Annotated in this window: 10 protein-coding genes; 8 read left to right on the top strand and 2 right to left on the bottom strand. The window is 70.0% G+C overall.

From position 1 onward, the window contains the following. Positions 1-38 precede the first annotated feature (38 nt). Positions 39-1,382, bottom strand: coding sequence for an FAD-dependent oxidoreductase (locus ACFVJS_RS08495; RefSeq protein WP_378878457.1), 1,344 nt, complete (start codon positions 1,380-1,382; stop codon positions 39-41). 216 nt (positions 1,383-1,598) lie between these two features. Here ACFVJS_RS08495 and ACFVJS_RS08490 point away from each other — a divergent pair, with 216 nt between their 5' ends. The 3 genes from ACFVJS_RS08490 to ACFVJS_RS08480 are packed head-to-tail and all read left to right on the top strand — an operon-like array spanning position 1,599 to position 5,298. After that, the gene (locus ACFVJS_RS08490; RefSeq protein WP_378878456.1) at positions 1,599-3,566 is read left to right on the top strand and encodes an ArnT family glycosyltransferase; all 1,968 of its coding nucleotides are present in this window, start codon (positions 1,599-1,601) and stop codon (positions 3,564-3,566) included. Then, positions 3,563-4,777: a glycosyltransferase gene (locus tag ACFVJS_RS08485; protein ID WP_378878455.1), complete on the top strand. Its 1,215-nt coding sequence runs from the start codon at positions 3,563-3,565 to the stop codon at positions 4,775-4,777. The genes ACFVJS_RS08490 and ACFVJS_RS08485 overlap by 4 nt, the downstream gene beginning before the upstream one ends. Continuing rightward, on the top strand, positions 4,774-5,298 hold the full coding sequence (locus tag ACFVJS_RS08480; protein ID WP_378878454.1) for an aldo/keto reductase: 525 nt from the start codon (positions 4,774-4,776) through the stop codon (positions 5,296-5,298). The genes ACFVJS_RS08485 and ACFVJS_RS08480 overlap by 4 nt, the downstream gene beginning before the upstream one ends. A gap of 8 nt (positions 5,299-5,306) precedes the next feature. Here ACFVJS_RS08480 and ACFVJS_RS08475 read toward each other — a convergent pair whose 3' ends face one another. Next, positions 5,307-6,386 (bottom strand): citrate synthase, encoded by a 1,080-nt coding sequence (locus ACFVJS_RS08475; protein ID WP_378878453.1) that lies wholly within the window; start codon positions 6,384-6,386, stop codon positions 5,307-5,309. Positions 6,387-6,500: 114 nt separating this feature from the next. On the opposite strand from ACFVJS_RS08475, the gene ACFVJS_RS08470 reads away from it, so the two are divergent. From ACFVJS_RS08470 to ACFVJS_RS08450, 5 genes are all read left to right on the top strand, one after another. Further along, a complete protein-coding gene (locus ACFVJS_RS08470; protein WP_378878452.1) occupies positions 6,501-7,508 on the top strand; it encodes a DUF2332 domain-containing protein in 1,008 nt (335 codons plus the stop codon). 303 nt (positions 7,509-7,811) lie between these two features. Then, a complete protein-coding gene (locus ACFVJS_RS08465; RefSeq protein ID WP_378878451.1) occupies positions 7,812-9,341 on the top strand; it encodes a Re/Si-specific NAD(P)(+) transhydrogenase subunit alpha in 1,530 nt (509 codons plus the stop codon). 2 nt (positions 9,342-9,343) lie between these two features. Then, positions 9,344-10,744: a Re/Si-specific NAD(P)(+) transhydrogenase subunit beta gene (gene pntB, locus ACFVJS_RS08460; RefSeq protein ID WP_378878450.1), complete on the top strand. Its 1,401-nt coding sequence runs from the start codon at positions 9,344-9,346 to the stop codon at positions 10,742-10,744. A 95-nt stretch (positions 10,745-10,839) separates the two neighbouring features. Further along, positions 10,840-11,475: a YitT family protein gene (locus tag ACFVJS_RS08455; protein ID WP_378878449.1), complete on the top strand. Its 636-nt coding sequence runs from the start codon at positions 10,840-10,842 to the stop codon at positions 11,473-11,475. Positions 11,476-11,528: 53 nt separating this feature from the next. Then, positions 11,529-12,143, top strand: coding sequence for a nitroreductase family protein (locus ACFVJS_RS08450; RefSeq protein ID WP_378878448.1), 615 nt, complete (start codon positions 11,529-11,531; stop codon positions 12,141-12,143). Positions 12,144-14,066: the final 1,923 nt, after the last annotated feature.

Raw genomic sequence — 14,066 nt, 5'->3', positions numbered from 1 at the left:
TCCTGGTGGATGACCGGCCCCGCGGCGTATGTCGTGCGTCAGGCGTTGGAGATCTGGATCATCTCGTCGCGGGGGACGACCTTGATCCGCTCGCGGCCCTGGGCCTCGCCGAGGGCGCGCTCGTGGTTGTCGAGCTTCTCCCAGCCCTCGATGGTGGTGAACTCGACGCCCTTGCCGGACAGGTGCTCGAGGACCGCCGCCGGCGAGGCGTGCTCGGCCGGCTCGAGCTTGTCGAGGTCGTGGAGGAGGTTGTCGATGGTCTCCTTGGCGTCGGACTTGGTGTGGCCGATGAGGCCGACCGGTCCGCGCTTGATCCACCCGGTGACGTACGTCCCGTTGATGTGCTCGCCGTTGAGGTCGAGGACCCGGCCGCCATCGTTGGGGATGACGCCGTTCTCGCCGTCGAAGGGCACGTCGGGGAGCGCCTCGGAGAGGTAGCCGACGGCGCGGTAGACGGCCTGGACCGGGGTGTCGGTGAACTCGCCGGTGCCGGAGACGGTGCCGTCGCCGTTGTATTCGGTCTTCTCGCTGCGCAGCGCGACCACCTGACCGTCCTCGCCGAGGATCTCGACGGGGTTCTGCATCATGTGGATGACGATCTTGTGCGGCTTGCCGGCCGACGGCGCCTCCATGTACTTCAGGAGGATGTCGGCCACGAGCTTGGTCGCCTTGTGGCTCTGGATCGCCTTCTCGCCGGCCTCGTCGATCTCGAAGCCCTCTTCCTCGACGACGACCTCGACCGACGGGGAGTGGGAGAGCTCGCGCAGCTCCATCGGGCTGAACTTGATGTGGGCCGGGCCGCGGCGGGCGAAGACGTGGATCGTCTTGGCAGGGTTCTTCCTCAGGCCCTGGTAGACGTTGTCGGAGATCTCGGTGACCAGCTGCTCGTCGGCGGGCTTGGCCAGCATGCGGGCGACGTCGAGCGCGACGTTACCGGCGCCGAGGACGGCGACCTCCTCGGCCTCGAGCGGCCACTCGCGGGAGACGTCGGGGTGTCCGGCGTACCAGCTGACGAAGTCGGCCGCGCCGTAGGACTGGGGCAGGTCGATCCCCGGGATGTCGAGCTCGCGGTCGGCCATCGCGCCGGTGGCGAAGATGACGGCGTCGTAGAACCGGTGCAGGTCGTCGAGCTTGAGGTCGGTGCCGAAGTCGACGTTGCCGATGAACCGGATGCTGTCCTGGTTCAGGACACGCTTGAGCGCCTTGATGATCTCCTTGATTCGCGGGTGGTCGGGAGCCACGCCGTAGCGAACCAGGCCGTAAGGGGCAGGCAGACGCTCGATGACGTCGACGCGTGCGCCAGGGTGCTCCTTCGTGAGGATGTCGGCAGCGTAGATGCCGGCCGGGCCGGCACCGACGATCGCAACGCGGATGTCACGCATAAGGGAGTTCAACCTTCCGTGGATGTACTAAGGCAAGCCTAAAGGGGGTCGGGTAACCCTCCGAATCCGTTCCACCAGGTGGTTAGGCGCGGGGACGTGATCTCCGACACGTACGGCGCGTCGCGGACCCTTGGACACATCGGTGAGCCACAGCACACAGGCCGCTCACAGCCACACCGTACGACGACCACAGGCCGGCGATCGAGCGTGGTCACCATGACCCAACTCCTGGACCCACCGACGGCACGATCGGCCCCCGAGCCGCCACCGACACCCTGGCGCCCCACCCCCGAGCGCGCGTCCCTGATCCTCCTGCTCGCCCTGACTGCAGTCGCATACCTGTGGACGCTGTCGGAGTCGGGATATGCCAACCAGTACTACTCCGCAGCCGCCCAGGCCGGTGGCGAGAGCTGGAAGGCGTGGTTCTTCGGGGCCCTCGACGCCGGCAGCTCGATCACCGTCGACAAGCCGCCGGCTTCGTTGTGGGTGATGGGCCTGTCCGTACGCATCTTCGGGCTGTCCTCGTGGAGCATCCTGGTCCCGCAGGCGCTGATGGGCGTGGCCACGGTCGGCCTGGTCCACGGCCTCGTCAGGAAGGTCGACTCGTGGCAGGCGGGGATCGCGGCGGGCGCGTTCACCGCGCTGACTCCGGCGGCGGCGCTGATGTTCCGGTTCAACAACCCGGACGCGCTGCTGCTCCTGCTGCTGGTCGGCGCCGGGTTCTCGACGCTGAAGGCGGTCGAGAGCGGCAAGGGCCGGTGGATGGTGCTGGCCGGTGTGCTGCTCGGCTTCGCGTTCCTGACCAAGATGCTGCAGGCATTCCTGATCATCCCGGCGATCGCGGTCGTCTACCTGATCGCGGGCAAGGGCTCGTTCGGGCGGAGGGTGGCGCACGGCGTCGCCTGCTTCGTGGCGATGGTCGTCAGCGCCGGCTGGTACCTCGCGATCGTCGAGCTCGTCCCGGCGTCCTGGCGCCCCTACATCGACGGCTCGACCGGTAACTCGCTCCTCGAGCTGACGCTCGGCTACAACGGCGTCGGCCGGCTCAACGGCGGCGACTACGGCGGCCTCGGCAACGCCGGCTTCTCCAGCGCTGCCGGGATCCTGCGGCTCTTCCAGGGCGTCTCCGGCGGCATGGTCTCCTGGCTGCTGCCCGCGGCGCTGCTCCTCCTCGTCACCGGGCTGGTCGCGCTGCGCAGGGAGCCTCGCACCGACCTGACCCGTGCCACGCTCGTGCTCAGCGGCGCGACGATGCTCGTCACCGGTCTGGTCTTCTCCTTCATGGAGGGCATCTACCACGACTACTACGTGGTCGCGCTGGCTCCGTGGATCGCGATCACCGCAGTCGTCGGCGCCGTCATCCTGTGGCGCGACCGCGACAGCCTCCTCGCCCGGATCACCCTGGCTGTCGCCATGGCCGGCAGCTCCGTGTGGGGCTGGGTGCTGCTCGGGCAGTCGGGCGAGCAGCCGTACGACGCGCTGCGCTGGCCCGTCCTGATCATCGGTCTCGGGGTCGCCGCCGGGTTCGTCCTCGCGGACAGGTTCACCAGCCGGGCCTCGGCCGCGGTCCTCGCGACGGCGGCCGTGACCCTGGGCATCGGTCCGGCTGCGTACGCACTCCAGACGGTCGGCACCGCTCACACCGGCTCGATCGTGACCGCCGGGCCGTACCAGAGCGGCATGGACGGTATGAGAGGCCGCGGTATGCCCGGCGGTGGTGGCCCGGGAGGCCAGTTCAACGGCGGCCCGCCGAACGGCGCGCCCGGTGGAGCTCAGGGCCGGCCTCAGCAGATGCCTGGCGGTCGCGGCGGGATGATGGGCGGGGGCCAGGTCGACGAGGAGCTGGCCGAGGCGGTCAGCACCAACGCCGGCAACTACTCCTGGGTGGCCGCGTCGATCGGCTCCCAGACCGCGGCGAGCCTCCAGCTCGAGACCGGTGAGGCCGTGATGGCGATCGGCGGGTTCAACGGCACCTCGAACAGCATCACGCTCGAGCAGTTCCAGGAGTACGTGGCCAACGGCGAGATCCACTACTTCATCGCCGGCGGCGGGATGGGCGGTATGCGTGGCGGCAGCGACGAGACCTCCAGTGCGTCCGAGATCAGCGCCTGGGTGAGCGAGAACTTCACCGAGACCACCATCGGCAGCAGCACCGTCTACGACCTGACGGAGGGTGCCTCGTGACCGCCGGAACGGAATTCTCCAACGGGTTGTGGGTGGTCGACGAGAAGCGGCTGCTGGCGGCGATCGACCTGGTGATCCCGGTCCACAACGAGGAGAAGGACTTGGAGGCGTCCGTCCGCCACCTCGACGGCTACCTGCGCACCCTGCCCTACGCCTCGACGATCACGATCGCGGACAACGCCAGCACCGACGGCACCTGGGAGATCGCGGAGCGGCTCGCCACCGAGATCACCCGGGTCCGCGCGATCCATCTGGACGAGAAGGGCCGGGGCCGGGCGCTCAGGGCGGCCTGGTCCACGTCGCGGGCGGAGGTGGTCGGCTACATGGACGTCGACCTCTCCACCGATCTGCGCGCCCTGCCGCCGCTGCTCGCCCCGCTGCTCTCGGGACACTCCGACGTCGCGATCGGGTCCCGGCTGGCCCGGGGCAGCCGGATCGAGCGGGGTCCGAAGCGGGACCTTTTGTCGAAGGGCTACAACCTGCTGCTGCGTGGGCTCCTGTCCGCGGAGTTCTCCGACGCCCAGTGCGGCTTCAAGGCTGTCCGCCGAGACGTCGCGGAGAAGTTGCTCCCGCTGGTCGACGACGACAGCTGGTTCTTCGACACCGAGCTCCTCGTGCTCGCCTCCGAGGCCGGGCTGCGGATCCACGAGGTCCCGGTGGACTGGGTCGATGACCCGGACTCGAGGGTCGACATCGTCAAGACCGTCAGGGAGGATCTGGCTGGGCTCCGCCGGCTGCTGTTCGGGCTGGTCAGTGGGCGGATCGATCTCAGCGGTGTTCGTCCGCCCGGGCCGGTTCGAAGCCCGAGCCTGGCGGCCCAGGTGATCAGGTTCGGCTGTGTCGGCGTGATGAGCACGCTGGCGTACCTGCTCCTCTACGTCCTGCTCCGCACCGCCGTCGGCGCCCAGGCGGCGAACCTGATCGCGCTCCTGGTGACCGCGGTCGGCAACACCGCGGCCAACCGCCGGCTGACCTTCGGGATCATCGCGCGCCAGGGCGCGGTGAAGCATCACGTGGCCGGGCTGGCCGCCTTCGGGGTCGGGCTGACGCTCACCTCCGGATCGCTCGCGCTCCTCCACCTGGCCGCGCCGACACCGGCGAGGGCGGTCGAGATCGTGGTGCTGGTGGCCGCCAACGCCGCAGCCACGCTGATCCGCTTCATCGCGTTGAGGTGGGTGATGAGCCCGCGCGGCCGAGCTGGGTGCCGATGACGCGGAGAAGCTCGAGCTTCTCCGCCGCAGTCGCCCCGATCGCGGACCTGCAGATCGAGTACTCCCTGCTCAGCCGGGGGATCGAGACCAACGGCATCCTCGACACCTGCCGTGAGCCGGGGATCGGCATCACCGCGTACAGCGTTCTCGGGCGCGGCCTGATCGGCGGCAGCGGCGCCGTCGGTGGCTCGCTGGCCCGGATGCCGCGCTTCCAGGGCGACAACCTCGACCACAACCGGGCGCTGGTCACGGCGTTGGAGGAGATCACGGGGGCCAAGGGCGTCCCCCTGGTGCAGCTGGCGATCGCCTGGGTCGCGGCCCGCGGTGAGCACATCGTCCCGGTCATCGGCTCCCGTCGGATGGGCCAGGTGGAGTCCATGGCCGGGGCGAACGCCGTCGAGCTCGACGAGGCCGCCTTCGCCCGCATCGACGCCGCCGTCCCGGTCGGTGCCGCGCGCGGCGATCGCTACCCCGCGCAGTTCATGGACCAGCTCGACAGCGAGCGACCCGCCGCCGGCTGATGTGCCGGTCAGGCGGTCGGGTCGGTCGCGCGCCAGCGCAGCGGATCCTCCTCGGCCTCCTCGACGACGTGCGCGGCGAGGCCGACCGTACGTCCCACCTGGAAGAGCACCTCCGCGGTGGTCTCGGGCAGCTCGCAGGTGAGGACGAACGCCGCGAGCGCCCCGTCGACGTTCGGCCGGCGATCCGTCCGGGAGGCGATCTCCTCCAAACGCGCCAGAATCGGCGCGGAGCCGTCGACGAGTGCGAGCCGGGCGAGGATCGCCTCGGCCCGTGGGTCGCCCTCGGGATGGCGCCAGTGCCCGAACCCGGGCACGGGCCGGCTGGGGTCTGCCGGCGGGCCGTCCCGCAGCACGGCCAGCGCCGAGGGCCCGATGCCACCGTGCAGCCGGCCGGAGAGCGCGGCGTACCCGGCGACCAGGCAGTCGTACGCCGAGGCCCGCGCCGAGGCCGCGACCCGGGCCGCGACCACCGAGGCGGCCAAGCCGTGGTCGACCAGGGCGACCAGCGCGGTGTTGAGCGTGGCCACCGCCCGCGGACCGCCCGGGCGCCCGGCGACGGCGGAGAAGATCGCGTCGACGACCGGCAGGTCCGGTGCGGACGGTCCGCCGAGCGCGCGGGGTGCCGCACCGAGCAGTCCCTTGGCGACACCGGCGGCCGCGGCGGGTTCGACCCAGCCGCCGCGAGCCGCGGCCCACTGCGCGAGCGCCGGAAGCCGGCGGTCGAGCGGCAGCGCGTCCAGGTGGCCCGGCACCTCGGCGGCCACCGCGGGAGCCGCACCCAGGACGAGATCCACCACCTCGTCCCATGGCTCATCGGCCAGGTCGGCAAGGGGTACGCCGCGCAGGAACAGCTCCCCTTCGCGTACCTCGCTGACGCTCGAGCGGACCGAACGCATCGGCAGCACGCCGAGCGGGGAGCCGGGATGGTGACGGGTGCTGGCCAGCGCGTCGATCTCGGCGCGGTCGAACAGGCTCTCGCCACCGCTGCGGCGCCGGGTGAGCAGGCTCCGGCTGACATAGGTGTAGAGCGTCGTGCGCTTCACCCCGAGGCGCTGTGCCGCCTCTCGGGTCGTGATCCACTCCGTCACGACGACACTCTCGCCCACCAACCGGCTCCGGCGCCATGTCGACTCGATCGACATCGCGTGGCACGGTCCCTCGGCGGCACGGTGAGCTCCCGACCCGTCCGAGGAGGAGACGCCATGCTGCCGCTGAACGACCTGACCGACATCCGAACGAGCTATCGGCTCCACGCCGTCGAGATGTCCACCTCGCCCTGCTACCACGCGTGGGCGAGCGCCGTCGCCGAAGACCCGGAGGTGCTCCGGGTGCTGAGCGACCTGCCGACGCTGAAGCAACAGGCCAACCTCGTCTTCGCCGCCGCGCGCCGCCACGGCCTCGAGCCGGGCCCCTACGACGACCTGCGGGCCCTGCTCCTCGGCCCCGAGTGGCCGGCGGTGCGCGAGACGATCCTCGCCCGGCGTACGCAGACCAACGAGGTCGCCCGGCTGGCGGCGTTGACCCCCGCGCTCGGGATGCTCGGCGACGGTCCGCTCGCTCTCGTCGAGCTCGGCGCCAGCGCCGGGCTGTGCCTCTACCCGGACCGCTACGACTACCTCTGGGACGGCGCGGGCGAGCTCCGCGGCTCCGGCGGTCCGACCCTGCGGATCCCGGCGGTCGGGCCGGTCCCCGTTCCCGCCGGGATGCCACCGATCACCGCCCGCGTCGGGATCGACCTCAACCCGCTCGACGTCACCGACCAGGAGGACATGAGCTGGCTGCTCACCTTGATCTGGCCCGGACACGACGAGCGCCGCGACCGTCTGGCCACGGCGATCGAGGTGACCCGGGCCGAGCCACCCCATCTCCTCGTCGGTGACATGCTGGACCGGCTCGACGAGGCGCTCGAGCTCGCCGCCGCCTCGGGCGGCACGCCGGTGGTCCATCACAGTGCGGCCGCGGCCTACCTGGACGCGCAGGATCGTGCCGAGCTCGAGAGCCGGATGCGTACGCTCGTGGCCGCCGGCCGCTGCCACTGGATCAGCCTGGAGGGTCCGAGGGTTCTCCCGTCCCTCGCTGCCGCGGTGCCGAGCCCGCCGGACGCCGACCATCACTTCTGTCTCGCGGTCGACGGACGAGCCGTCGGCTGGTTCCAGGGCCACGGTGCAGCGCTCCGCTGGGATGCGGACACGGCGCGAACCATCGGGTAAGTACCCCAGTAAATCGTAGGTACTCCCGCATTTGCCTGTGGGCCGCCACGATGGATGCGTACCGCTCGAGCACAGGGGGATCTCGGCCGTGAGACCGTGAGGAAGACCACAGGTCTTGGACCGATACAAACGGCCAACCCTGGTGTCCACCTGCTGATCTGCCCTACCGTTACCGGCCAGTAACCAGCACGGTGGGGTTCCGGTCCGGTGCCGGTCATCCATCGGTCACGCGCAGATCGGCTGACCGGGATCCCGCCATGCTGGAGACTGAAGACAACGCGTAGCAGACGAAGGAGCCGAGCGATGCTCATCGGAGTGACCCGAGAGACGAAGCCTGGGGAGACCCGGGTGGCGGCAACACCCGCGACGGTCAAACAGCTGACCGGCCTGGGCTATGACGTCGTCATCGAGGGTGGCGCCGGGGAGGCGTCCAGCTTCAAGGACGAGGCGTACGCCGAGGCCGGCGCCCGCATCGGCACGGCCGCCGACGCGTGGGGTGCCGACCTGGTCTTCCGGGTCAACGCCCCCTCCCTCGGCGAGGTCGAGCTGTTGAAGAGCGGCGCCACGCTGGTCGCCCCGCTGGCGCCTGCGCAGAACGGCGAGCTCCTCGACGCCCTGGCCGCCCGCAAGGTCGACGCGTTCGCGATGGATGCGGTGCCGCGCATCTCGCGGGCGCAGTCCATGGACATCCTCTCCAGCCAGGCCAACATCGCCGGCTACCGCGCCGTCGTCGAGGCCGCCCACCACTTCGGCCGCTTCTTCACCGGCCAGGTCACGGCGGCGGGCAAGGTGCCGCCGGCGAAGGTCCTCGTGGCCGGTGCCGGTGTGGCCGGCCTGGCCGCGATCGGTGCGGCGAGCTCGCTGGGTGCGATCGTCCGCGCGACCGACCCCCGTCCGGAGGTCGCCGACCAGGTCAAGTCGCTCGGTGGTGAATACCTGAAGGTCGAGGTCGAGGTCGAGAAGTCGACCGACGGCTACGCCAAGGCGACCTCGGAGGCCTACGACCAGCGGGCCGCGGAGATCTACTCCGAGCAGGCGAAAGACGTCGACATCATCGTCACCACCGCGCTGATCCCGGGCCGCCCGGCGCCGAAGCTGATCACCGCGGCCGACGTGGCGAGCATGAAGCCCGGCTCGGTCATCGTCGACATGGCGGCCGCGATGGGCGGCAACGTCGAGGGCAGCGTCAAGGACGAGGTCGTCACCACGCCCAACGGCGTCACGATCATCGGCTACACCGACCTGCCCGCGCGCCTTCCCGCGCAGTCCAGCCAGCTCTACGGCACCAACCTGGTGAACCTGATGAAGCTGGTGACGCCGGAGAAGGACGGCGTGCTCGCCCTCGATCTCGAGGACCAGGTCCAGCGCGGCCTGACCGTCGTGCACGACGGCGGCGTGCTCTGGCCGCCTCCGCCGGTCCAGGTCTCGGCGGCCCCCGCGACCGCCGCCCCGGCTGAAGTCGCGGTCAAGGAGGAGAAGAAGCCCCTCTCCGCCGGCGCGAAGCTCGCCCTGGTCGGCACCGGTGCGCTCGCGCTCTTCCTGCTCAACGCGGTCGCTCCCGCTGAGATCACCCGGCACTTCACCGTGCTGACGCTCTCGGTGGTGATCGGGTTCTACGTGATCGGCCACGTGCACCACGCGCTGCACACCCCGCTGATGTCGGTGACCAACGCGATCTCCGGCATCGTCGTGGTCGGTGCGCTGCTGCAGCTGACCGTCTCCGACAACGTGGTGCTGGTGCTCGCAGGGGTAGCCACCCTGCTGGCGAGCATCAACATCTTCGGTGGCTTCGCCGTGACCCGCCGCATGCTCTCGATGTTCCGGAAGGCCTGATCATGGATATCTTCTCGATCGCCGGCGCGGCCTACCTCGTCGCCGCCCTCCTCTTCATCCTGTCGCTGGCAGGTCTGTCCAAGCACGAGACCGCCTCCCAGGGCTGGCTCTACGGCGTGGCCGGCATGGCCCTGGCGCTGATCGCGACCGTCATCCAGGTCGTCGACGGTGGCACCACCACCGCGGTTCTGATCCTGGTCGGCGCGGTCGCCGTCGGTGCGGTCATCGGCCTGTGGCGCGCCAAGGTCGTCGAGATGACCGGGATGCCCGAGCTGATCGCGCTGCTCCACTCCTTCGTGGGCCTGGCCGCCGTCCTGATCGGCTGGAACGGCCACCTCGAGGCCGCCGCCGGCCACATCCACGGGGGCGCGATCCACTCCGCCGAGGTCTTCATCGGCGTCTTCATCGGTGCGGTGACCTTCACCGGCTCGATCGTCGCGTTCCTCAAGCTCTCGGCCCGGATGAAGTCGGCGCCGCTGATGCTCCCCGGCAAGAACGTCATCAACATCGGCGCGCTCGTCGTCTTCGCGATCCTGACGGTCGTCTACGTCATCAACCCGACGCTCCCGCTGCTGATCGCCGTCACGGTCGTGGCGCTGGCGCTCGGCTGGCACCTGGTCGCCTCCATCGGTGGCGGCGACATGCCGGTCGTGGTCTCGATGCTCAACAGCTACTCCGGATGGGCCGCGGCCGCCTCGGGCTTCCTGCTCAGCAACGACCTGCTGATCGTCACCGGCGCCCTGGTCGGCTCCTCGGGTGCGTACCTCTCCTACATCATGTGCAAGGCGATGAACCGCTCGTTCATCTCGGTCATCGCCGGTGGCTTCGGCATCGAGGCCGGTCCGTCCGGTGACGTCGACTACGGCGAGCACCGCGAGATCAACGCCGAGGACACCGCCGAGCTGCTCGCCGGCGCCTCCTCCGTCGTGATCACCCCGGGCTACGGCATGGCCGTCGCCCAGGCGCAGTACCCGGTCGCCGAGCTCACCCGCATCCTGCGGGACAAGGGCGTGGACGTACGTTTCGGCATCCACCCGGTCGCCGGCCGCCTGCCGGGCCACATGAACGTCCTGCTGGCCGAGGCCAAGGTGCCCTACGACATCGTCCTGGAGATGGACGAGATCAACGACGACCTGGCCGAGACCGACGTCGTCCTGGTCATCGGTGCCAACGACACCGTGAACCCGGCCGCCGCCGAGGACCCCGGCTCGCCGATCGCCGGCATGCCTGTCCTGCGGGTCTGGGAGGCCAAGAACGTGGTCGTCTTCAAGCGGTCGATGGCCGCGGGCTATGCCGGTGTGCAGAACCCGCTCTTCTTCCGCGAGAACTCGCAGATGCTCTTCGGCGACGCGAAGACCAAGGTCGACGAGATCGTCGGCGCCCTCGCCCGGGTGCCTGCCTGACCTGGAAGAACACTGATAAACACCACCTGACCAGCGGAAACGTGACGCACGTCTCGCCCTGCTGAATTCTGTACGGCTCGGGCACGACACCCAGAATGAGTGTCGTGTCCGAGCCGTTCGCAGACTCCCTCGAGTCGATCCGCGTCCCCCACACCCTGCTGGAGGACGCGCTCGGCTACGTGACCAGCATCGTGGTGACCTCGCTGGGTCTCTACCTGATCCAGTCGGTCGGCTCGGTGACCGGCGGCACCGCCGGCCTGAGCCTGCTGGTGAGCTACTGGACAGGGCTGCCGTTCGAGGTGCTCTTCGTGCTGGTCAACCTGCCGTTCTTCGGCCTCGCGCTCTCCAAGAAGGGCGCCTGGTTCACGGCCCGGTCGCTGGGCTGCGTCATCGCGGTCTCGGCGATGACCCGGGTGCACGCCGATCTGCTCCCGCTCGACGGCCTCGACACGATCTACGGCGTCCTCGCCGGCAACCTGCTCGTCGGTCTCGGCCTCCTGGTGATCTTCCGGCACGGCGCCTCGCTGGGCGGGTTCAACGTGCTCGCCCTGGTTCTCCAGGAGCGCCTCGACCTGCGCGCCGGGTACGTCCAGATGGGCCTCGACCTCAGCGTCATCCTGCTCGCGCTCGCCGTCGTCTCGCCCGCGACCGTCCTGCTCTCCGCGCTCGGCGCGGTCGTCCTCAACATCATCCTGGCCTTCAACCACCGCCCGGGTCGCTACCTCGCCTGACGCCCACTGAGACAGTTTGTCGCTCGAATCGGTAGACATTGCAGAATGGATGCATGACTGCCGCGAAGCGTGCGCCCCAGCCTGGCGCCGAGGACCTGACCGAGCACCTGCGTGACCGCTGGTCGGTGAGCGTCTTCGACCCGTCGCACGAGGTCGCCGACGAGGAGATCAGGCTTCTCCTGGAGGCGGCCCGGTGGGCGCCGAGCGCGGGCAACAGCCAGCCGTGGTCGTTCCTGGTCCTGCCGCGCGGATCGGCCGGGCATCGGACCTTCGTGTCGCACCTGTCTCGCGGCAACTCCGGCTGGGTGCCACGCGCCTCGGCCGTCTTCGTCGCGGTCGCGCAGGTCGGCGTCGACCCCGACGGCAATGGCCCGAAGTGGTCGGACTACTCCCACTACGACCTCGGCCAGGCGGCCGCACACCTCACCGTCCAGGCGGCCTCGCTCGGGCTCTCCTCCCATCAGTTCGCCGGTTTCGACCACGGCGCCGTGGCAGCTGCGTTCGGCGTACCGGACTGGTGGAAGGTGATGACCGGCATCGCGGTCGGACGCCACGGCGACCCCGCGCAGGTCGATCCACGCGATGCCGAGCGCGAGGAGCGCGAGCGCGTCCGGCGACCGCTCGAGGAGATCGCATTCGCCGACAAGTGGGGCACACCCTGGGCGTGACCCGCCCGGGGAGCCCGTCCGGGGAGCGGTCCAAAAAGGTCGTACCCAGCGGGGCATCGGTCTAAGGTGCCCGGGTGAAGAACGGTCAGGGAGCAGGTCGGCTCCGGCGCGTGGCAGCAGGTCTGCTCGCGCTGGGGGTGCTGGGTGCTGGGCTGGCGACCACCGCCCCGGCAGCCGTCGCGGCGCCCGACGACGGCGTCGGTGAGTCCTCTCGCACCCGTTACGTGCTCGACGAGAAGGCCCGGACCGTCAAGGTGAAGTCCGAGGTCACGGTCACCAACCAGCAGCCGAGCACGGCCACGACCTACTACTACCTGACCGGGCACGCGATCCCGATCCCGGCCGGCGCGAAGAAGGTCCGGGCGACCAGCAACGGGGCGAAGCTGCCGGTGAGCACGGAGAAGGTCAAGGGCACCGGTCTCGAGGTGGTCACGGTCTCCTTCCCCAACCTCTACTACGGCAAGTCGCGCACCATCACCTGGACCTATGAGCTGACGGGTGCCCCGATCCGGGCGAAGAAGAACCGCATCCGGATCGGCGACGGCTACGCCGTCTTCCCGGTGATCGGCCTCGGCGACGACGGGCAGGTGACCGTCGACGTCGTGCTGCCGAAGTCGATGACGTTCACCGCCTCCTCGGGTGACTTCACCAAGCGCACCAAGGGCAGGACGACGACCTGGCACTCCGAAGGCGACTTCGTCGACGCCGGTGTCTCCGCGCGCGACCCGAAGGCCTTCGACGAGAAGAAGATCGCGATCGGTGACACGAAGCTGTCGCTGCAGAGCTTCCCCGACGACAAGGAGTGGCTCGGCTTCGTCGAGAAACGGGTCACCGAGGGCATGCCGGTGCTGGAGGAGCTGACCGGCAACGAGTGGCCCGGAGGTCTGGAGACGATCCGTGAGGACGGCTCGGCGGAGGCGGTCGGCTACGCCTGGTTCGACTCCGACGCCGACGAGATCGTCGTCTCCGAGGACCTGGACACGGCGATCCTCTACCACGAGATGACCCACGCCTGGATCAACCCCGACATCGTCAACGGTCGCTGGCTGAGCGAGGGCCTGACCGAGTACGTCGCCCAGCAGGCGACCAAGAAGGTCGGTGCCAAGGGGCAGAAGTACGGCAAGGTCAAGCGTGGCGGCAAGGACGCCTTCCCGCTCGTCGCGTGGGACGCCGAGGGCTGGAGCCAGGAGAACGACGCCTACGGCTATCCGGCCTCCTACACCGCCGTCTCGGCCATGCTCGCGGACCTCTCCGACGAGCAGCTCACCCGGGTGATCGACGACGTCTACGACGGCCGCAGCGGTTACGACGCCGCCGACGACGAGATCACCCGCGGCCGGGTCGACTGGCGCTTCTTCCTCGACATCGTGCAGCGCTACGACGCCGACGCCTCCGCGGAGAAGCCGCTGAAGACCTGGGTGCTCACCCGCGCCGAGGCCAAGCAGCTCGAGCCCAGGACCGAGGCCCGCAAGACGTACGCCGAGATCGACCGCGTCAACGGCGAGTGGCTGCCGCCGCAGGGACTCCGCGAGGTCATGGCCGAGTGGAACTTCGCGCACCTCGACGACGTCGTGGGTCAGATCGGCGAGGCGAACGTCGATGCGGCCGCGGTCCAGGAGGCGGCCGAGAAGGCCGACCTGCCGGTGCCGACGGCAGCCAGGAAGGCCTACGAGGGAGCCAACGAGGAAGCCCTCTACCGCGAGCTCGCCACCTCCCTTCCCCGCACCGCCGAGGTGATCACCGAGGTCGGTGAGGCGTCGGCCGACGTCGACGGGATGCAGGACCCGCTCACCGAGCTCGGCGAGCTGGTGCTGTTCCTCGACGTGGGTGCGGCCAGCGCACGCGCCGACCTGAACGACGGCTATCTCGAGGACGCCTCCGACACCGCGGCCGGCGTCCGCGCCCGGGCCGACTGGGCACTGG

Origin of the sequence: Nocardioides sp. NPDC057772, assembly GCF_042798075.1 — a bacterium.
Taxonomy (GTDB): domain Bacteria; phylum Actinomycetota; class Actinomycetes; order Propionibacteriales; family Nocardioidaceae; genus Nocardioides.
Note: the sequence above shows the minus strand (reverse complement) of the source record. Positions and strands in the feature narration are given on the sequence as shown.